19 protein-coding genes are annotated in these 20,272 nt (G+C 40.7%); all 19 read right to left on the reverse strand.

What is annotated here, in order from left to right:
* Nucleotides 1–82: 82 nt before the first annotated feature.
* Entirely contained in the window at nucleotides 83–1,543 is a 1,461-nt protein-coding gene (locus OTG27_RS03785) for a lmo1851 family serine protease (protein WP_268936262.1), read from the reverse strand.
* A gap of 280 nt (nucleotides 1,544–1,823) precedes the next feature.
* Complete coding sequence (gene deoD / locus OTG27_RS03790; RefSeq protein WP_034307509.1) at nucleotides 1,824–2,528, reverse strand: purine-nucleoside phosphorylase; 705 nt, start codon at nucleotides 2,526–2,528, stop codon at nucleotides 1,824–1,826.
* Between the two features lie 230 nt (nucleotides 2,529–2,758).
* Nucleotides 2,759–2,929: a YozD family protein gene (locus OTG27_RS03795; RefSeq protein WP_064505166.1), complete on the reverse strand. Its 171-nt coding sequence runs from the start codon at nucleotides 2,927–2,929 to the stop codon at nucleotides 2,759–2,761.
* Between the two features lie 171 nt (nucleotides 2,930–3,100).
* A complete protein-coding gene (locus tag OTG27_RS03800; protein WP_034307510.1) occupies nucleotides 3,101–3,808 on the reverse strand; it encodes a hypothetical protein in 708 nt (235 codons plus the stop codon).
* A 150-nt stretch (nucleotides 3,809–3,958) separates the two neighbouring features.
* On the reverse strand, nucleotides 3,959–5,725 hold the full coding sequence (locus OTG27_RS03805; protein WP_268936263.1) for an ATP-binding protein: 1,767 nt from the start codon (nucleotides 5,723–5,725) through the stop codon (nucleotides 3,959–3,961).
* A gap of 14 nt (nucleotides 5,726–5,739) precedes the next feature.
* Complete coding sequence (locus OTG27_RS03810) at nucleotides 5,740–5,982, reverse strand: YozE family protein (protein ID WP_034307512.1); 243 nt, start codon at nucleotides 5,980–5,982, stop codon at nucleotides 5,740–5,742.
* Nucleotides 5,983–6,887: 905 nt separating this feature from the next.
* Nucleotides 6,888–7,175, reverse strand: a complete 288-nt coding sequence (gene qoxD, locus OTG27_RS03815) for a cytochrome aa3 quinol oxidase subunit IV (protein ID WP_057277337.1) — start codon at nucleotides 7,173–7,175, stop codon at nucleotides 6,888–6,890.
* Between the two features lie 2 nt (nucleotides 7,176–7,177).
* Nucleotides 7,178–7,774, reverse strand: coding sequence for a cytochrome aa3 quinol oxidase subunit III (qoxC, locus tag OTG27_RS03820; RefSeq protein WP_063575880.1), 597 nt, complete (start codon nucleotides 7,772–7,774; stop codon nucleotides 7,178–7,180).
* Nucleotides 7,765–9,720, reverse strand: a complete 1,956-nt coding sequence (qoxB, locus tag OTG27_RS03825; protein WP_268936264.1) for a cytochrome aa3 quinol oxidase subunit I — start codon at nucleotides 9,718–9,720, stop codon at nucleotides 7,765–7,767. Before qoxB ends, qoxC begins: the two co-directional genes overlap by 10 nt.
* Nucleotides 9,721–9,770: 50 nt before the next feature.
* Nucleotides 9,771–10,712, reverse strand: a complete 942-nt coding sequence (gene qoxA / locus OTG27_RS03830) for a cytochrome aa3 quinol oxidase subunit II (RefSeq protein WP_268936265.1) — start codon at nucleotides 10,710–10,712, stop codon at nucleotides 9,771–9,773.
* Nucleotides 10,713–11,405: 693 nt separating this feature from the next.
* A complete protein-coding gene (locus OTG27_RS03835) occupies nucleotides 11,406–11,687 on the reverse strand; it encodes a YokU family protein (protein WP_063575878.1) in 282 nt (93 codons plus the stop codon).
* A 1-nt stretch (nucleotide 11,688) separates the two neighbouring features.
* Nucleotides 11,689–13,092 carry a lysine 2,3-aminomutase gene (kamA, locus tag OTG27_RS03840; protein WP_268936266.1) on the reverse strand — a complete coding sequence of 468 codons (1,404 nt, stop codon included), beginning with the start codon at nucleotides 13,090–13,092 and terminating at the stop codon, nucleotides 11,689–11,691.
* Between the two features lie 118 nt (nucleotides 13,093–13,210).
* On the reverse strand, nucleotides 13,211–14,590 hold the full coding sequence (locus tag OTG27_RS03845; RefSeq protein ID WP_268936267.1) for a sigma-54 interaction domain-containing protein: 1,380 nt from the start codon (nucleotides 14,588–14,590) through the stop codon (nucleotides 13,211–13,213).
* A gap of 82 nt (nucleotides 14,591–14,672) precedes the next feature.
* On the reverse strand, nucleotides 14,673–15,521 hold the full coding sequence (gene ablB, locus OTG27_RS03850) for a putative beta-lysine N-acetyltransferase (protein ID WP_268936268.1): 849 nt from the start codon (nucleotides 15,519–15,521) through the stop codon (nucleotides 14,673–14,675).
* A 77-nt stretch (nucleotides 15,522–15,598) separates the two neighbouring features.
* The gene (locus tag OTG27_RS03855; protein WP_268936269.1) at nucleotides 15,599–16,870 is read right to left on the reverse strand and encodes a peptidase; all 1,272 of its coding nucleotides are present in this window, start codon (nucleotides 16,868–16,870) and stop codon (nucleotides 15,599–15,601) included.
* A 9-nt stretch (nucleotides 16,871–16,879) separates the two neighbouring features.
* Nucleotides 16,880–17,545, reverse strand: coding sequence for a 3-oxoacid CoA-transferase subunit B (locus OTG27_RS03860; RefSeq protein ID WP_098185832.1), 666 nt, complete (start codon nucleotides 17,543–17,545; stop codon nucleotides 16,880–16,882).
* Nucleotides 17,512–18,222, reverse strand: a complete 711-nt coding sequence (locus OTG27_RS03865) for a 3-oxoacid CoA-transferase subunit A (RefSeq protein ID WP_191930434.1) — start codon at nucleotides 18,220–18,222, stop codon at nucleotides 17,512–17,514. The genes OTG27_RS03860 and OTG27_RS03865 overlap by 34 nt, the downstream gene beginning before the upstream one ends.
* A 2-nt stretch (nucleotides 18,223–18,224) precedes the next feature.
* Nucleotides 18,225–19,589 (reverse strand): aspartate aminotransferase family protein, encoded by a 1,365-nt coding sequence (locus OTG27_RS03870; protein WP_268936270.1) that lies wholly within the window; start codon nucleotides 19,587–19,589, stop codon nucleotides 18,225–18,227.
* Nucleotides 19,590–19,769: 180 nt separating this feature from the next.
* Nucleotides 19,770–20,099 (reverse strand): hypothetical protein, encoded by a 330-nt coding sequence (locus OTG27_RS03875; RefSeq protein ID WP_034307530.1) that lies wholly within the window; start codon nucleotides 20,097–20,099, stop codon nucleotides 19,770–19,772.
* Nucleotides 20,100–20,272 lie beyond the last annotated feature (173 nt).

The following is a 20,272-nucleotide window of genomic DNA, read 5'->3' on the forward strand; positions in this document are numbered from 1 at the left end:
CTCTGCCTAATTTTGGAATTCTATGCATGAAACGAAAAAAAAGCCTGCCAACGATATCCGCTGACAGGCTTTTCAATCAAAATCATTTATTGATTTCTTTCTTTAATACTTCTACAGCCTTTTTCACTTGTGTGTCGTTTTTAAGGATTTTCTCGCGGATGACCTGCATCAATTTCACGGTAGTATCATCCTTAATGGTGCCGGTTTCTTTAATTTTTTGTTCCCTTTGGAATGCTGTGACCGCATTCTTGGTTGCTTCATCGAAGAATCCATCTATTTTACCTGGATCATGTCCTGCTTCCTTCAGCATCTCTTCAGCCGCCTTCACTTCACTAGAAGAATCGGATGCTTTCAATTCCTTATCAGGCGAAATGTACGGAAGGCTGGCATAATCAGGAAGCTTCACATTAATATCCGGCTTGATCCCTTTTTTATGAATCCAATTGCCTTCAGGAGTCAACCATTTAGCTGCCGTATATTTGAAGTTAGATCCATCTTTGAAGTCTTGGGCAGTCTGCACTGTCCCTTTCCCAAATGACTTGACACCGATCAATGGAATGTCCGCAGACTCACTGACAGCCGCTGCAACGATTTCAGAAGCACTGGCACTTCCATCATCAATCAACACGACTACCGGGATTTTCAGTTCTCCATCATTCTCCGATTTATATACATCTTTTTTCCCGCTGCGATCCTCAACTTGAAGGACCACTTTCCCATTAGGTATGAACAGGCTTGCCATTTCTATTGCTTGATCAAGCAGTCCTCCTGGGTTTCCCCGCAAATCCAATACGAGACCCTTCATATCCTTCTTCGACATTTCTTCAAGCGCCGTTTTCAACTCTTGGACTGTATGTTCGGAAAAACTGGTCACTTGAATTTTTGCAACTCCATCATCAAGCATTTCCGCATATACCGTTTCAATCGGAATTGTATCCCGTTTAATGGTGAGCTTAATCGGTTCCGACTCACCAGCCCTTGAGATGGAAAGATCCACTTTCGTACCCTTCTCGCCCCTGATTTTCAGGACAGCTTCAGAAGAGCTGAGTCCTTCAACACTTTTACCGTCCACACTTAATATGATGTCATTCGGTTTTACCCCTGCTTTTTCTGCTGGGGACCCTTTTATCGGTGAGACGACCATGATTTGTCCATCCTGCTCCTGAATCTCAGCACCGATTCCTTCAAAAGATGAAGAGATGCTTTCATGGAAACTCGATGCTTCCTTTTTATCCATATAAGCAGAATAGGGATCATCCAATGATTTGATCATTCCATTAATTGCGCCGTCAACAAGTTTTTCTTCATCAACCTCTTCATAATAGTCATCTTTTATCTTATCGTATGTAGAATACAGCTTTTCAAATTCCGCATGCTTATCCGGTGCTAATGACTCTACTTTTTCATCTCCAAAGGTCAAGGCTATTGTAGTAATCCCTGCAGTTAGAAATATGACTAAGAAAATCCCCATAATGAACGTAAACTTCTTCATTTTAATGAATTTCCCTGCCTCTTTTGGCTGTTTTTGATTTTCTTCTTCCACTGAAGCCTCACCACTTTCATTCTTCATGACGATATAAACGATTTCATTCCTATTTTATCAGCTTTCATGCCAATCGAAAAATAATAGTTATCAAAAATAACAACTTATAGCCATATGTATTTTTTAATTAACTTCAAATCATGGAGAATGCTCCAAGGACAACAGGCATCTCCTGATATTACAAAAATGCGGATACCTGGAACAAATGAGCCTGTATCCAAACTGCCATTATACAGCATCACTTATTCCTGGTCACCCGCCTGTCATTTATATCCAATTATCAGTCCTGGATAGCTGCTTCCAATGCCACTTCAACCATTTCGTTAAAAGTTGACTGGCGCTCATCCGCCGACGTTTCCTCACCAGTTAAAATGTGATCGGAAATGGTCAATACAGATAAAGCTTGGCGTCCAAATTTAGCAGCAAGCGTGTAAAGGGCCGCTGATTCCATTTCTATCGCAAGTATTTGGTATTTTGCCCATTTTTCCAATTCACTATTATCGTTATAAAACTGATCGGCCGTAAATACATTACCGACCTTCAATTGCAAGCCCTTTGCCGTGCCGGCGTCATAAGCTTTTCTTAGTAATTCGAAATCTGCGGTCGGGGCAAAGTCCACCCCGCCGAAAGTCATACGGTTCATTTGGGAATCGGTGGAGGCACTCATGGCAAGGATCACATCCCTGACTTTTACATCTTTTTGAATCGCTCCTGCAGTTCCCACACGAATCAACTTCTGGACATTATAGCTATTCATCAATTCATTCACGTAAATCGAAATGGATGGGACACCCATGCCTGTACCTTGTACAGAAATTCGTTTTCCTTTATATGTCCCTGTATATCCAAACATGTTACGAACTTCATTATAAAGTTTAGCATCCTCTAAAAATGTTTCAGCAATATATTTTGCACGCAACGGGTCCCCAGGAAGTAAGACCGTTTCCGCAATTTCATTCTCTTTTGCACCAATATGTACGCTCATACGACTATGTCCTCCTTAACTTGTGGTTGAAATGATATTCAAAAACTACTATACCATATCAACCACAAGTTAGGAAAATCGAACCTTATCTGGAACTTGAAAAATGGAAATCACGAAACGACTTTTGGCACCCTTCCTAAATCGCAAACAAAACGGCGGAGGTCCGCCGTCTTTTTTTTAATGGTTAATAAAATTAAGGGAAAGGAAGCTGCTAACCGTCTTATGACAGGTTACTCATCGACTTCTTCATCAATTATGCATTTTTCAAGAAGATATTCGAATGTGATGTCAGCAAGATCTTCAACTTCAGCTTCTGTTGGAAGATAGCCCCGTCTTATCAATTCTTGAAAAAAGAATTCCGCTATCTCTTCTGTATCAATAAAAACCTCAATTTCTCGCAAATCATCGCCCCCTTATTTAAAGGTCTATGAATGTGTAGAGACAAATATACCAGTAAGGCATCCCTTAATGGAAAAACATATGAAGGGTCTATCGTTATCAAGTTCCATTCGTGTTCAATTTGAATGGATACTTCTATAGGGAATCTGGAAATTTCCCTTTATAGGTTTCTTTCACTTCGTTTGCTTCTTTTTATGATCTGGATAAATTTCCTCTGCCGCCTTTTCTATTTTAGCAAGGGCGATTTTCATGATGTGACGATATTCATCATCGCCAAAATGTTCGTAGAGCTTACAATAATCATTATATAAATCCAACAGGCCATCAATCATTTCCTTTTTTTCATCTTTTGTCATTGTCATTTCTCGCTCACCTTTACCAGGGTTGTTTTGTTTAGCAATGATAGCAAGCTCATTTTTCTTTTGAGGAAGGAGCAGACCCAACTTTTTAATGATTCCATCTGCACGTTTAGCATCGGCAATCAAAGTCAGTTCTTCTTCATGCGCTTCAAGCCATTCACCATCAGAGATTCTTGATAACTCATAGATTACATCCTCCCAGGCATTTTCCTTATAGCGCCAAATTTCCGTTCGATAGCCGATAATCTTGAAATAATCCTGTTCATATCCATCCACTTGGACCAAGTCACCTAATAAAAATTTATATTCAATATCGATTTGCTCTTTCGGATAAAGGATTTCTCCTTCATATTCATTTATTGATTGCAATGTTTTTTCGATATAAAGACCTTCACTATAGTTCACTTCATACACATAAGCACCATCGAGAAATTTTACATCGGTTATATTCCCGACTGTCCCATACATTGTTATTACGACTGTATCGCCTAATTTAAATTTCGGCTGTTTTTTTTTGCCCATAAGAGACATCCCCCAATATGGTCCTTATCGTTTGATTAGTAAATTATATGCACAAACAAACATGGAGGTTAATGGAATTAAGCGGGCATTTTGCTCATTTAGCTAATTAACCGGCCCATTTATTTAAGGGCACTGCAGCCAAAAACCGCCTCATTTAATGAGACGGTTCGTAGTGGGGATAGTGAGCGTCACTTTCGTTCCTTCGTCGGGGACGCTCTCAATTTGGAATTTTCCTTTTAATTCCTCCATTATCTGAATGCATGTCGCTACACCTAATCCGTTTCCATCCGGTTTGGTGGTATAAAAGGGCATACCGATATTTTTTAAATTCTCGGGACTTATACCTTTTCCATCATCACTGATCACTAATCTTATATATTGGGAGATGGAATCGTGATTCAGTTCAATCTGCCCCCTTGCTTCGATGGCTTCACATGCATTATTCAAGACATTCAAGAGAACCTGCCTTAACCGGTTCCTGTCTGAATAAACAATGACGGATTGTGTCATGCCATTAATTATTCTTACATGAGAACTCGGAATTGAGGGAGTATAGGTATCCATAATTTCATCAAGGAAATCCTTTAAATCGATTTTCTCCCATTCCAGTTGATGCGGTTTTGCCAAATCAAGAAGTTGAGTTACAAATACATTGACCCGATCCACTTCATGAAGCATGACATCGCTATATTTTTCTATCAATGATTTATCATGATCCTGGCTCTTCAATAATTGGAAAAAACCCTTTATTGTCGTCAATGGGTTCCTGATTTCATGGGCGACACCGGCAGCTAGCTGGCCTACATATTTCAATTTTTCCGTACGGACGATTTCCTTCTCACGATCTTCTATCGTTTCCATCATTCTTAAAAAGGCAAGGTTCAATTTTTCCATTTCCTCAAAGCTTCTTTTATCAGAAATGATGAATTCCTTTCCACCTATGAAATCCTCTGTCGCTTCGACAAGTTCTTGAACTGGCCGAACGAGGCTCTTTGTTAGTAAATAGACAGCCAGAATGATAGAAACAAAAACGATGCTGTAGATGGTCAGGTACCGTGTCAATAGGTCATTCAAAGGCTGAAACACCTGCTTCTTATCAGCACCCACAACAACAAACCATTTATTCTCTGTTTGGGCTATCGTATGGACAGGCTTGATGGAATATATTTTTTCCCCATTCTCTGCACTGTACAAATCATCCGATAACGAAGCTTCCATCAGCTTATCTTTTGTTAATCCCATTTCTCTCAAGGCAGAATCCTGGATAATGCCGTGTGGGTCTTTTTTCGAAATCATGATGCCTTCCTGGTTGATCATGAAAAAGTTCACTGGGTATTTATCGCTAATTTCATTAGCCTTTTTTTCCATCATCTCCCAGAGACCTTCCAAACGGAAAGCTGTGGACACGACTCCGATCATTTTCCCTGCATGATCATATACCGGCGTACTCAGAGCTATAATCGGTTCTGAGAAAGCCCGGGTTTTATATACGTCTGAAAGGAACTCATGACCTTCCGTGGCCTCTTTGAACCATATTCTCTTCGCGAGGTTATCCCCGATCATTTTATTGGATGTATCTGCAATGACATTGCCTTCCATATCCAAATGCAAAACTCCGTAATAATTTCCTTTTGCATCGATAAACTTTTTTAGTTCATCTGACTTCTCTTCTTTTGAATGGCCAGGATTGATGATTGCAGAATTTGCACTCATTAACTTCACATCACTGATCCGTTCGTTCAAATAGCTGTATGTTTCATTTACAATATTCAGTGAACCTGCATTCAGGGCATTTTTTGCTTCCTTCTCCAGAAGGGAGCGTTGTGATCCATAGGATATGATTCCCAAAATCAGAAGAGGAACACTTGCAATAAGTAAAGAATAAAGCAAAATTCGGGTTTGAAGGCTTTTTAACATCCTTCCAATCCTCCCTATTCCTGATCTCCCAATATGAGCCCTTCTTCTATTTGGACATACTGTTCCCACGCTTGATCGAATACTGACATACTTTCGAGATAGTCTGCATTCAATTCTAAATAACTGCTCAGTTCATTATAATCAGTCGATTGTTTTGGGAAGCCATGATCCTCATAGGCATAATTGGCAAATTTAGTGATTGCATCAATCTCCTTTGGTTGTCGAAATTTCATTAAATATAAATAAAATGGTCTCATGATGTCGAGCCCCCCTAAAATAACTATGATTTCTGCTTTAATATATCGGAAACTTTCGCTTCCGTCCACTTTTTTAAAAAACAATTTGGTTTTTTCTTCCTCACTTTATGAAATCCACGATTTTTCAACACAAAACGCATTCGTTTTATTACGGAATTACACTAAAATATCGTACTCTTTCCTTAAAACGGGAAATTTTTTTATTTTTAACGATATCGTTCTAAATATGTTCGATAAAGGAGACGAAGTTCTTCAACTGGTATCAATCAATGCCCACGGCCTATAATAAACATGCGGGGCACGGTCTGTCATTTCGCATGAAGGATGACGGAATGACTTCAAAAATCTTCAATTTCCCGCAGGCTATAGTTTTCTGAAAGGAAAAATCAAATCCCCTTCATCGATAGAAATAGTGGTTTACACTGTTCTGTCTAAAATGAGGGGATTTATTCATTCATATATGGAACAATTTATTGCTTTTGTTTGCTGTAAAAAATCCAGTCTTTTCACTATCGCCTTACACCTCTTACGAATAGTATGAAGAACATATTACTCACGAGTAGGATTTTCACGCTGAAGTTCTTGATAATGATATGCTTTCATTGCATCTGGAGAAATAGGGAATTTCTTTTTGGTACTCTTCCCAGCCATCAAACACCTTGCTATTACTTTTAGTTTATAAAACATTTTTTTTGGATGGCTATCTGAATCCGCACGATCAGTGGCTAACCTTAAAAGGGAATTTCAATAGCCGTATCCCTTAAATGAAGGTCTTTTTAAAATTGGAATTTATCAGCAGTTATATTGTGATAGGGCTTTATAAGCTTTTCCCTATTTATAGCTCATTGTCCCTATTTCAACTTCAATTACTCATCATACGCCTTCTGTTCCCAAGCTGTATCATATCAATAACTCCAACCCCAGATCATACATAGTATTGTACCGAAGACAGTAATTAGAGCTAGGAATATAGCGCAATATAATGTCATAAAAATTGATTTGCTATCATCAGTTTCACGAGCATGCATAAACACAACTAGTTGAACAGCTGCTTGTATGAATGCTGTCAATATAAAAATCGTCATGCCTGTTGCTTTTGACATATTGAAGAAGTAAACCAAAATAGCTACAAACGTCAAAATCAATGAAAATACAAAACCCCATACTTGCTTAGCCGGGAATAATTCCTTCATGTTCATGTCATCCCTTTCATGTAGATAAAGGTGAAGATGAAGATCCAAACGATATCTAAGAAATGCCAGTAAAGAGAGAAAATGAAAGATTTATTGGCTGTTTCAGGTGTCAACCCGCGTTTTTTCACTTGAAGGATAATAAATAACCCCCAGAAAAGCCCTAATGTAACATGTGCTCCATGTGTCCCTAATGTTGTAAAAAGCATCGATGTAAATGCACTAGTTTGCAGTGTAGCTCCTTCGCGATAATAGGTAATGAACTCAGTAATTTCAAATCCTATAAATCCTAATCCAAGAAGGAGAGTGATTACGAAAAAAGTCAACATAGCTTTCTTGTTGCCAATTCGCATGGCATGAATTCCAAGCCCGATGACAAAACTGCTTGTTAAGAGCAAGAATGTTTCAGCAAGTACTGGAGTGATTTCAAATAATTCTGCTCCTGCAGGTCCATTACCCGTACGATCAACTAATGTAAAATATGATGCAAAGAGTGTTGCAAAAAGCATAATTTCGGCTCCAAGGAAAATCCAGAAGCCTAAAATATTTAGACGATTTTGTTCTGTACTATATTCAAGAGGTTGCGAGTGATCTATTTCCATTTATTAACACCTCCGAATTTTGCTTCTGTCTCTTTAATTTCTTCTACAGAAATGTAATGCCCATGATCAATTTCGAATGAACGATGAGCCATGCAAACAAAGATACCGATTAACCCAATAATCGCAAGAAACCATATGCTGAATACTAACGCAAATCCAAAGACAAAGAAGATACAGGACAGGATAAACGGTCCCCCGCTGTTATTGGGCATATGAATTTTTTCATAGTCACCCTTGAATAATTCATGACCATTATATTTAGCATCCCAAAACGTTTCCCTTGAGTTCACTTGTGGAATAATAGCAAAGTTATATTCTGGTACTGGATTATGAGTAGCCCATTCAAGGGAACGTGCATCCCACGGATCATCACTAACATCTCTTGGAGCATGGCGAATGCTATAGTAAATCGTATATACGATTAATACAAAGCTGATTGCCATTAAAGCTGCCCCGATAAACGAAATCATATTCAATGGTCCAAATCCAGTCGATTCAGAGTATGTGTACATACGACGTGCTTGGCCATCTAAACCCGTAATATACATAGGGAAGAATGCTAAGCAAAAACCAATGGTTAGAAACCAGAACGCCCATTTCCCAATCCTTTCATTCAACATGAAACCAAACATTTTCGGCCAGTAGTAAGTTCCGGCACCAAGCACAGCAAATACTACACCCGGAATAATGACATTGTGGAAGTGAGCTACTAAAAACATTGTATTATGGTATTGATAATCCGCCGCTGACATCGCAAGCATAACCCCGGTAACTCCACCGATTGTGAAAAGAGGTATGAAACCTATTGAATAAAGCATAGGTACGGTAAATCTGATTCTGCCTTTCCACATCGTGAACAACCAGTTAAAGATCTTGATTCCAGTCGGGATAGCGATTACCATCGTTGTAATCGAGAAAATACTATTAACATATGCTGCTTGCCCCATTGTAAAGAAATGGTGCGTCCAAACGAAGAATGAATATATAGAGATAAATACCATTGAAGCAACCATTGATCGATATCCATATAGGTTACGTCGTGAAAAGGTTGGGATAATCTCACTAAAAAGACCAAATGCAGGCAAAATTAAGATATAAACTTCAGGATGTCCCCAAACCCAGAACAGGTTAGCCCAAAGCATATCCATACCGCCATCAGTCATTGTGAAAAACTTGGTTGCGAATAGTCGATCCATTGTTCCCATGATCAGCGCCACTGTTAATACAGGGAATGCGAAAATGATAATAACGCTTGTGACTAAAGCAGACCATGTAAACATTGGCATTTTCATTAATGTCATACCGGGTGCTCTCATTTTAAGAATAGTCGTCAAAAAGTTAATCCCCGTCATTAATGTACCTATTCCGGCTATCTGAATACCAATCATATAATAATTCGTTCCAACATGCGGGCTAAATTCATTACCTGCAAGCGGGAAATAAGATGTCCACCCTGCATCAGGCGAACCACCAATTACAAAAGAGATGTTGAATAGCATCGCACCCATAAAAAATAACCAGAAACTTACGGCATTTAGACGTGGGAATGCTACATCTCGGGCTCCAATTTGTAATGGCACTACGAAATTCATTAAGGCCATAATGTACGGCATCGCCATAAAGAGAATCATCACAACCCCATGTGTTGAAAAAATTTCATTATAGTGCTGTGAATCTAATAATTTGTTATCCGGTACGGCAAGTTGCGCACGCATCATCACAGCATCTACCCCGCCACGAAATAGCATTAGCAAAGCAGATATTAGATACATAATACCTATTCTTTTATGATCGACGGTTGTTAGCCAGCCACTCCATAAAAAAAACCATTTTTTAAAGTGGGTTAAACCAACAATGATCAAGAGAACAGTAACACCAATGGCCACCATTGATGAGTAAATGACGGGACTAGGATTAGGTATAAGAAATCTAGAGAAAAAACCCATACTTTTGTGTTTCCTTTCTGAAAATATTTTTCTCGAGATAGACTAAGAAATTATTCATGATTGTGTACTGATTTTTCTTTACTATTACTTGACTTATGATCATGTTCCATATGTTCGCCTTTTGAATTCGCGTTAGAGTCACTTGAGCCATGTTGATGTCCAGCATTTTCACCTTCTGGAGCTGGTGAGAAGTCTAAATGAGTTCCAGTAAACGTTAACTGTCCTTCATGACCCGGTTTTAATAATTCATTGAATCTTACTTCAGTAATGGGTTTCGCAGTTTCTTTAACTTCCTTTACCCATTCATCAAACTTATCTTGAGACATCGCTTCGACGTGGAACATATTTTCAGCGAATCCTTTCCCACTAAAGTTTGCATTTCGTCCCATCATTTCCCCTGATTCGTCCGCTGCTAAGTGTAATGTGGTCACCATGTTAGACATGGCATATTTTTGACCGCCAAGTTGTGGAATCCAGAAACTCGTGATAGGCCCGAATGAATAAAGTTTAAATTCAAGTGGTCGATTTGTTGGAATATACAAGTAGTTAACTGTCTCGATATCGTTTTCTGGATAACTAAAATGCCACTTCCAGTCTGATGATGAAGCGTAAATAACTAATGGATCTTGACCCTTGTACCCTTCCGGAGTGGCTTCCACTTTATTGTTGGAAATTACAGAAACAACGGAGAAGAAAATGACGATTAAAATTGGCACCCCAACAATAATCGTTTCAACAACATGATTCCCTTCAATGTAGGGCGGTTCATAATCTTTAGGTAGTTTAGAGTCACGGTATTTCGTTAACACAAAGACTAAAATAGCACAAACAACTATAACAATAACCGCCATGATCGCAATTGATAGCCAAATCACATTGGCCTGCGTTTGGGCTTGAGGTCCTTTAGGGTCTAAGACCGCTAATGATTCACAGCCAGAAAGCACATTGACGATGGTAGAAAGAATAGCTAATGTAACCCATTTTATTTTCATATATGTACCCTTTCTTTTAAGATTCATTTCTAAGTTATCCACAAAAAATGAAGTTATCCCAAAAAATGCTTATTAAGAATGGTAATTTCTCACAATCATGCTTATAGGCGGGATATATATATGAATTCATTTGGGGAATGTTCAGAGAAACAGGTAATCTAAATACCTACTTGCTTTGAAAAGAAATTTGAATATGTGAGGAGGAGATACTGCATGGATTTTTTTATTCCTAGTGGTCAAAGTACGGGAGTGAAGATGAAGATTTAAAATGGTTGCAATTGTCCTTGATTGGGGTTGGCTGCACTATTGGTACTGGATTTTTTCTTGTACCGGCCATTGATATAAAATAACAGGCCCTTCAATTTTCCTTTCCTTTACAACAGCCGCAGGGATTTTAATTTTGTACGATTGGTCTTTCATTATTATTTCTGCTCTTCGTATTTTGAAAAGTAACAGTGCTTTTTCATCTACCCTAATACCCTTTGAAGAAATTTAAAAAGACCTCCCCAAAGAGGCCTCCAAAATAATATATCTCAATATACCGCTTGCTTCCTTCAGAATTCCGCGTCACTACGGAAAGCAACCGCTAATAATGCCTTCACTGTTCGAGATGTGCACCCTTAGACCGCACCGACGGGCGCACAGAAAAACCTCACCAAAAAAGTAGATGATGAGGCAACTTCTAATTATTTTTCATTTCCCAAAATCAAAATAATTCCGCTTTAACAACCGCTTCATCTTCAATAACTCGTCATACGTCGTCTGTTTCCCTAACTCTTTCGTATCAATTAAAAACAGCTGGTCTTCAATCTCTTTAGTCGTTTCATCACTCTGAAATAGCGCATGGCAATTATCACAATAGAACGATGGCGTTTCATCAATTTCAACCGCTCTCGATCCATCTGGCAACTCCCAAAACACTGTATCGGTTACCGATTGTAATGTTCCGACCTCACACCATGGACACGTCTCCATGCTATTCATCCCCCTTAGGAGTGCTCTTTTTTTGCTGTGCCTGGAATTTCTTTTCTTTTAACAAATCTCGCTTTTCACGTTTGTTCTTCAATGAAGCATGCTCTGGGTTGGTCACGTAATTTTCCCGTCGGTTCATTCGCTTCAGCCCTTCAGGCACTAAATTGAATTGCTTGTCGTTCATTAAACCGGATAAACCTATATCTGACTGTTTTTCTTCCATATCAGGATATACCCCTTTGAAATAATCATCTGCAAGTCCTGGTGTATATTGCTCAGGTTCAGGATATGTGGTTATCACACCTTCAAAATTGCGCAGCACCGTTTTTGTTGGAGATTGTGAAAGGATATAATTCGGCTGCAGGGTGATTTTCCCTCCCCCTCCTGGAGCATCGACGACGAAGGTAGGCACTGCATACCCGGATGTATGTCCCCGGAGCCCTTCGATGATTTCAATTCCTTTTGAAATGGGTGCCCTGAAATGACCGATTCCTTCCGAGAGGTCGCACTGATAGATATAGTAAGGGCGGACACGGATCTTAACAAGATCATGCATCAGCTTTTTCATGATTGCGACACTGTCATTTATCCCCGCTAAAATAACTGCCTGGTTGCCTACAGGTACACCCGCATCGGCAAGCATCTCACATGCTTTCTTTGACTCTTCGGTAATTTCTATCGAGGTATTGAAATGTGTATTCAGCCAAACCGGGTGATATTTTTTTAAAATGGCACATAAATTTTCAGTGATTCTTTGAGGAAAAACAACCGGTGCCCGTGTACCTATCCTGATTATTTCAACATGAGGAATTTCCCTTAAGTTTTTGAGGATATATTCAAGGATCGTGTCATTGATCAATAATCCGTCCCCGCCGGAAATAAGGACATCCCGAACTGCCGGTGTGTCACGTATATAACCGATTGCTGCGTCCAATTGTTTTTTTGGCACGCCCATGCCAATTTGGCCTGAAAAACGTCTTCGCGTACAATAACGGCAGTACATGGAACATTGATTCGTCACCAAAAAAAGAACGCGATCCGGATATCTATGGGTCAATCCCGGTACAGGGGAGTCCTCATCCTCATGCAGGGGGTCTTCCATGTCATATTTGGTTTTATGCATTTCTTCCGAGATTGGGACCGATTGCATTCTGATTGGACACCTTGGGTCATCTTTATTCATTAACGAAGCATAGTATGGGGTGATATTCAATGGAATGGTTTTCGTGGAAATCCTCACGCCTTCCTCTTCATCCGGAGTCAGGTTTATCACTTTTTTCAAATCATCAACTGTTCGGATCGTATTTGTAAGCTGCCAAAGCCAGTTGTTCCATTGTTCTTCGGTTACATCTTTCCATAGCTCTATATCTTTCCAATTGCGGTCTGGCTTATATAAGTCAAATAACATGGTTATACCTCCTGAGTTATGATAGTAGTATTAAATGCAAGAAGGATGCCAAAATGACCCAAAAATTCGAATGCCCATAAAAAAAACCGGACTGCAGGCTGCATCCGGATTTTTTCCATCAAATATGTTTTTTTATTTTATATTGCAAGGTCTGTCTTGGAATTTGCAATAGCTTCGATGCTTGGAAAACGTTACCGTTCGTTTGAAGAAGGGCCTCGGTAATCAATTTTGTTTCCATCTCAATCATGGCCTCACGAAGCGGAAGTATTTTTTCGGATGGGTTGCGCTTCTTTAAAAACTGGGGCAGATCTTCAAGATTCAATACATCCTTCTCCGTATGGTTCATCATGAATTCTATCGTATGTTTAAGTTCCCTTACATTTCCAGGCCAGTCATATTTCCGAAAAAAATCCTTTGTCTTTTCATCCATGCCTTTTATGGACAGTCCTAATTTACTGTTAAATATTGATATGAAATGTTCAGAAAGAAGCTCTATATCATCAATCCGCTCCCTTAGCGGAGGCAGCTCGTAGCTCAATACGTTCAATCGATAAAATAAATCCGGCCTTAGCCTATTTTCCGATACGGCCTTTTTCGGATCAATATTCATCGCTGCCATGATCCTGACATTCACCTGTACACTTTTTGTGCCACCTATCCTCCTGATGAACCCATCTTCAAGCACGCGCAGAAGCTTTGCCTGCAAGTCAATCGGCATCGATTGCAATTCATCCAAAAACAAGGTTCCGCCGTTGGCCAATTCAAACAATCCCTGTCGCTCCACAGCACCAGTGTAGCTTCCTTTTGCCGTACCGAATAGAAGCGATTCCAATAAACTTTCTGGTAAGGCCGCACAATTTTGAGCGATGAAAGGTTCATTACTGCGGCTCGATTCCTGGTGGATGCTTTGAACAAAAAGCTCTTTTCCTACACCGCTTTCCCCATAAACCAATACCGATGAGGTGGAGCGGGCAGCCTTTTTACCTTGGGATATCAAACTTTTAAACCCCTTATCACTTGTCAGGATTTCAGTGAAAGAATACAATCCGCCGTTCCCAGTCGTTTTCCTTTGAGGACTTTTGATTGTCTTGAGCGAGCTTTCCAGATCAGCTAACCTTTCCGATAATTGCTTCAAGCTTGAATAATCCTTTGCTATCTCGATTGCACCTATCATAAACCCATCTACATATATGGGTAGAGTAGTATTTAGCGTCTCAATGATACGCCCATGAGCATTTACATACGATTGACTATAGTTATAGATTGGTTTTTCAGATTTAATGACCCGGAGTAACGTCGATGATTTGTGATTCAAAGAAGGGAACGCTTCAAGCAACGGTTTCCCGAGCACTTCACTTCTTTTCATCCCATCATGATTGGCGGCCACTTCGTTATAAAAGATGGTCTGTCCTTTTGGATCTATCACATGAATGCCTTCATCAATGGTTTCTAATATCGCTTCCAACACTTCACTTGTATTAAAAAATTCACTAGGCAAGCTATCCCTCCTCAATACCTTCTTGCTAGATGTATATGAGGAAATGCCAAAAACTTGTCATGAACCGCCTAAAAATGAGCATTCAACTAAAGTTTTTCACCCAAAGATTCATATCTTCCAGCTTATCAAAGATATAACAATTATTGGCCAAACGTCCGCGGTACGAGTATCCATGCTGATGCAATGCAGCATTCATGCCGAACGAGAGCGACCGGGCAATCGAATAGATACAATAAATGCCGTGTGAAATAAGATAGTCTTCAAGCGCGGAAATCAAGTGTTTCATCAAGCCGTACTGCCGATGTTCCGGCAATGTCGCACAATCAGTGATTTCTGCATTATGGTAAAAGGAATTAATTTCGGCGGAAGCAGCACTGACGATCCTCTCTTCATGGACATAAATATAAAAAACCGTTCCCATTTCCATGCATTTTTTCACATATACCGGATCATTCATCGGTGTGGGATACACCTCAAAAACTTTCCCATACAGTTGGGCCAGCTGAAGTGCATCTGCCACTTCAGCTTTACGGCCTTGATAGGCTGACGGCGGTTCATCCAGTCCGGATTTAATCGGCAGCATCTGAACATCGGTAAGGATTTGATCTTCCCTTTCCCATTCAGCACTATTGCGCCTTTCATTCCGGTTATATTTAACAAGGAAGAAACAATCGCTTCCCAAAAAGAATTTATCGATGCTTCCTTCATATAGGAAGCCCTGAGCAAGCAATGCCATAACGTTTTCCTTGCGGGACTTGAAGATGATTTTTTCTGCTGATATGCTTTTAGCCACATTCAAGGTTTCCTCCACGCATTCTTTAAAATGCCCTAGATAATCATCAACCCTGATTCGCTTATTAAAATGGTCGATCGTAATATGTATGGTGCACATTGGCTTTCGAATTCTTTTTTCGATGATTCCAGCCTCCATTTGTCCCACTCCTTTCACATCTTCGAAAATTGTTGCGAAAGGCCTGACCCTTCCCGGATCAGACCTTGGAAAAATGATTATTCCTGGTCCACCCCACACCATTCAATGATGGTCAATGCGATGATTTCCGCAACTTCCAACATTTTATCCACCTCTATATATTCGTTCGAATCATGGGCCATCTTCGTTTCCCCTGGTCCAAACACAACGACGGGGGTAGAACCAACCGATGAAAGATACCCTCCATCCGTCGCCCATGGGGAAGCTTCGACAAGCGGTTCTTCCCCGACCACTTTTTCATAGTATGTGCTAATTGTCTTCATGAGCGGGTGATTGATTTCGAGATTGCCAGGCAGCCATCTGGCACCAAACCATTCTAATTCAATAGGTCTTTCTTTGAACCATGCATCACTCTCGTTTAAAGCATCTATTCGCTCCTTCAGCGATTCTTGTGCATCTTCCATGGTTTCTGTAGGGGCGATGCCGAATCTTCCTTCCAGGACAGCTGTATCCGGCACGGAGGAAGGCCAATTCCCGCTTTGAATGCTACCAATATTGATTGGAATGGGGATAGGGACATTTTTATAGAGTGAATGACGGAGTGACTCATTCCGTTCTTGTTCAAGCATCTTGATTTCTTTCATTACAACAACCGCTTTATCAATTGCACTGACTCCTTCATACCTAGTGCCTCCATGTGCAGACTTGCCTTTTATTCTCAGTCGAAACCACATCGAACCTTGCTGTAATGGGAATATTTTCATATTTGTAGGTTCCGGAATGATTGCACCATCAGCTTTATACCCGCGTATGACTGCCGCAAGTGTGCCGGCACCACCGCTTTCCTCTTCAATCACACTCTGAAATATCAAATCCCCCTTCAATTGGATTCCAGATTCGACGATCGCTTCAATGGCCAGCAATAAAGATACATTGCCGCCTTTCATATCCGTCGTTCCCCGCCCGAAAACTTTCCCGTCCATCAACTTGCCGCTATAGGGTTCATCGTGCCATGCTGCATGATCACCTTCAGGAACTACATCAATATGTCCGTTTAAAATAAGGGATTTCCCCTTGCCTGTTCCTCTTTTAATGGCCACAAGGTTCGGATTTCCTTTAAAATCCCTGCGGTCGCAATAGAAATGGGGATGTTTTCTTAATTGTTCATCCCCGATTTCCCAAAGGTCTATTTCCAGACCAAGTTGTCTGCACTTTTCGACCACTATTGCTTGTGCACTTCCTTCTTGGCCCCTTTTGCTCGGTTCCTGAACCAGTTTTTGCAAAAGCTGTACCCCATTCATCCGATGTTCATTCAGCCATGTTCTTATTTTTTCCTCATACATATCCATTCTCCTCTCTCATTCTTTTAATTTGTGGATGTTTTCAGAGACGGTAAACAAGGCTTCGGTCCGATTCCTGATTTCCTCAATGCTGGACGTATCAAATACATCAGTTAATAGAAGGCCCTCCGAAGTTACGGAAAACACGCCTAATTCGGTGATGATCATATGTACGCATTTTTGGGCTGTTAACGGCAACGTACATGTTTTGACTAATTTAGACATGCCCGCTTTATCGTTATGTTCCATCAAGACAATGACCTTTTTTGCCTTTGCAGCCAGTTCCATTGCACCGCCCATGCCTGGTACCCGCTTTCCCGGAACAATCCAATTTGCGAGATCCCCCGCTTGACTTACTTGAAGGGCTCCTAGAATCGTGATATCCACCCTGCCGCGGCGTATCATTCCAAATGCAACAGTACTGTCGCAGTAAGAAGCCCCGGCTCTAATGGTGATCGGCAATCCCCCAGCATTGCAAAGATGCGCATCTTCCTTCCCCGTTTCAGGAGTACTGCCAATTCCCACAAGGCCATTTTCTGCATGAAACATAACTTTATGATCATCCCAAAGATGATTCGGTACAAGTGATGGAATGCCAATTCCCAAATTGACCAGCATCCCATCGCTTATTTCTGCTGCTGCCCGTTTCGCTATTCTGTTTCTATCCCCTGTTCCCAAACCCATTTCCAATCGACTCCTTTTGATGGAATGATATAATCCACAAAGGCACCCGGTACAATGATGTTCTCTGGATCCAAAGTGCCCAGCGGAACGATTTGCCTGACTTCGACTATAGTGATCTGTCCGGCCGCAGCAACGATTGGATTCGTATTCCTGGCACTTTTATCGAATAGAAGATTTCCATAAGGATCAGCCATTTCTGCGTAAACAATGGCGATATCTGCAGTTAATGCCGATTCCACCAGATAATTTTTCTTGCCTAGCTTTACGGTTTGCTTGCCTTCCCGGACGATATCGGCTTCCATTCCAATATCGGTCAATATTCCGCCAAGTCCCATCCCTCCGGCCCGGATGCGTTCGACAAGTGTCCCTTGCGGACAGAACTCCACTTCGAGTTCACCATTGTTCATTAATAGTCCTGCATTGGGATTGGAACCGATATGGGAAACGATGACTTTTTTCGCTCGGCGCTGGGTGACCAGTTTTCCGATTCCGATATCTGGGAAACCTGTATCGTTCCCAATCAAGGTTAAATCCTTAATACCTGATTCCAATATCACATTGATCAATCCCGGAGGCGTCCCTATGCCACCGAATCCCCCAAATAGGATGGACTGTTTATCTTTAAAGTGATGGCGGACATCTTCCAAACGACAAATCTTCTGGAATGTATTTTCCACCACTATGACTCACTTCCTTGTTGTGATGATCGTTTACCTATCGATTCATTAAATTGCCCAAAGGTTATATCGGCCCTCATTAACAATTTAGCACACTCCTCTTCCGATATCGTTAGCGGCGGGGAGATGATGAGTGCTGCCCCGGTTACACCGTCAAGGCCTGCAGCTGCGGGATAAAGAAGGATTCCGTTCCTCATTCCCAATTCAATGATTTCATTGGTCACATCTGCATCCTTCGGAAATGGGGCCTTCGTTGCTCTATCCAGGACAAATTCGATGCCAATCAATAAACCTCTCCCTCGTATATCACCGATAAAGGAATACTTCCCTGCCAACTTTTTCAGGCCCCTAATCAGGTAATTCCCCCTGTCGGCTGATTTTTCGACAAGTTCATTCCTTTCGACATAGTCTAATACCGCCAAAGATACCGCACACGATAACGGATTTGCACTTAAAGTATGACCTCCTATAATTGACTTCGATCCTTTCATTATGGGTTCCATCACGTCTTTGGTCATTACTGCTGCCGCTATTGGGGTATACCCCCCGCTCATACCTTTACCTAATGTCACGATATCAGGTTCCACATCCCAATATTCTGAAGCAAGCATCTTACCGGTACGTCCAAATCCGGTCATTACTTCATCCGCAATGAATAAAATATCATTCTCTTCGCAGATTTTCTTGAGTTTTTGAAAATAACCGTCAGGAGGAACAATGGCCCCTCCGGCTGCGCCGATAACAGGTTCTGCAATGAACGCCGCTATATTTTCACTGCCAATGCGCCGGATTGATGCTTCCAATTCCGAAGCACAGGCCATTCCGCAAGTATGTTGGTCAAGTTGAAGTGGACATCGGTAACAATATGGAGGAGATACAGAAGGATATGATTCAAGCAAAGGAGTAAAGCGTTCCCGGCGAATCGGATGTCCAGACATTGAAAGAGCTCCCATCGTGATGCCATGGTAGCTCATCCATCTCGATATGATTTTCTGTTTCTTTGGCTTCCCTTTTTCCTGCCAATGCTGAATGGCAATTTTCAATGCCGTTTCAGTCGCCTCGGAGCCGCTGTTTACAAAAAAGCTGTATGTCAGTTCCCCTTTGGTCAATTCTGCAATTTTTCCGGCGAGTTTCTCTGCAGCATCGCTGGTAAATTGGGAACGATACACAAACGAAACCTGTTGAGCCTGTTTTACCATCGCCTCAATGATTTCCTGGACTCCATGGCCAATATTGGCTGTAACGGCACCGCTAGAAGCATCGAGATAATCCTTTCCATTTTTATCGTATAAAAACACTCCCTGACCATGACTGATAGTCGGGTAGGCTCCTCCCAGGACCGGTTTGATCAATGAAGACTGCTCCATAAGCCCGCACACTCCTTCTCTTTAAAAACAAATGCCATATAATAAAGTGTATGTCCAGATGAAGGCAATCTTGCTAAGGAAATTGGCCTAAGCATGTATACGGATAATTTCTTGGTTTCATGGGTGATTTTCCAAAAATAGCGACAAAAAAAGTGTATCCGCGAGAGATACACTTTTTTCTTACAATACGCTATTTAGTTTTTCTTCACGAATGGATTCCAAAAAACTTTCATCCTTTAAAACAGCCAACACATTTTTATAAAAAGCCGTTTTATCGATATTTGAAGTATGTACATATTCATACTCTTTTAAAGACGGATGACGCAAAACATTTTTCATGCAGGAATGACAAACTTTTTTAGTTCCTAACTTATAGTAGTTCAAGTTACTTGCATCCCCGTTAGAAGTGTCTTCGTTACAAACGGAACATGTATGGCTCACACGGCCTTTTTTATTATACTCGGCCAAAGCCCCTTCTAATCGAATGGATGCTGGAATTGTTAATAACACATAATCACCTTTTCTATTTTAAATCTCTTAGTATTATATCAGAAAAATAAAGAATTTGAACTATTAGACTCATATTCCCTAATAATGCTTGTAAAATAGGACAATTTCCAGGGCTGACAAGAGGAAAGACTCCTAATATACACCATAATGAAAACCATATTCATACATACCCC

The organism is Peribacillus sp. AS_2 (assembly GCF_026891895.1).
Classification (GTDB): Bacteria; Bacillota; Bacilli; order Bacillales; family DSM-1321; genus Peribacillus; species Peribacillus frigoritolerans.

What these genes read in the sequence shown, in the direction of transcription:
- OTG27_RS03870 (WP_268936270.1), bottom strand. Translation starts at nt 19,589, where the DNA reads ATGGAGCAGTCTTCATTGATCAAACCGGTCCTGGGAGGAGCCTACCCG.
- OTG27_RS03800 (WP_034307510.1), bottom strand. Translation starts at nt 3,808, where the DNA reads ATGGGCAAAAAAAAACAGCCGAAATTTAAATTAGGCGATACAGTCGTA.
- OTG27_RS03805 (WP_268936263.1), bottom strand. Translation starts at nt 5,725, where the DNA reads ATGTTAAAAAGCCTTCAAACCCGAATTTTGCTTTATTCTTTACTTATT.
- OTG27_RS03810 (WP_034307512.1), bottom strand. Translation starts at nt 5,982, where the DNA reads ATGAGACCATTTTATTTATATTTAATGAAATTTCGACAACCAAAGGAG.
- qoxD (WP_057277337.1), bottom strand. Translation starts at nt 7,175, where the DNA reads ATGAAGGAATTATTCCCGGCTAAGCAAGTATGGGGTTTTGTATTTTCA.
- qoxA (WP_268936265.1), bottom strand. Translation starts at nt 10,712, where the DNA reads ATGAAAATAAAATGGGTTACATTAGCTATTCTTTCTACCATCGTCAAT.
- qoxC (WP_063575880.1), bottom strand. Translation starts at nt 7,774, where the DNA reads ATGGAAATAGATCACTCGCAACCTCTTGAATATAGTACAGAACAAAAT.
- qoxB (WP_268936264.1), bottom strand. Translation starts at nt 9,720, where the DNA reads ATGGGTTTTTTCTCTAGATTTCTTATACCTAATCCTAGTCCCGTCATT.
- OTG27_RS03835 (WP_063575878.1), bottom strand. Translation starts at nt 11,687, where the DNA reads ATGGAGACGTGTCCATGGTGTGAGGTCGGAACATTACAATCGGTAACC.
- OTG27_RS03855 (WP_268936269.1), bottom strand. Translation starts at nt 16,870, where the DNA reads ATGGATATGTATGAGGAAAAAATAAGAACATGGCTGAATGAACATCGG.
- ablB (WP_268936268.1), bottom strand. Translation starts at nt 15,521, where the DNA reads ATGGAGGCTGGAATCATCGAAAAAAGAATTCGAAAGCCAATGTGCACC.
- deoD (WP_034307509.1), bottom strand. Translation starts at nt 2,528, where the DNA reads ATGAGCGTACATATTGGTGCAAAAGAGAATGAAATTGCGGAAACGGTC.
- OTG27_RS03860 (WP_098185832.1), bottom strand. Translation starts at nt 17,545, where the DNA reads ATGGGTTTGGGAACAGGGGATAGAAACAGAATAGCGAAACGGGCAGCA.
- kamA (WP_268936266.1), bottom strand. Translation starts at nt 13,092, where the DNA reads ATGTTATTTGACTTATATAAGCCAGACCGCAATTGGAAAGATATAGAG.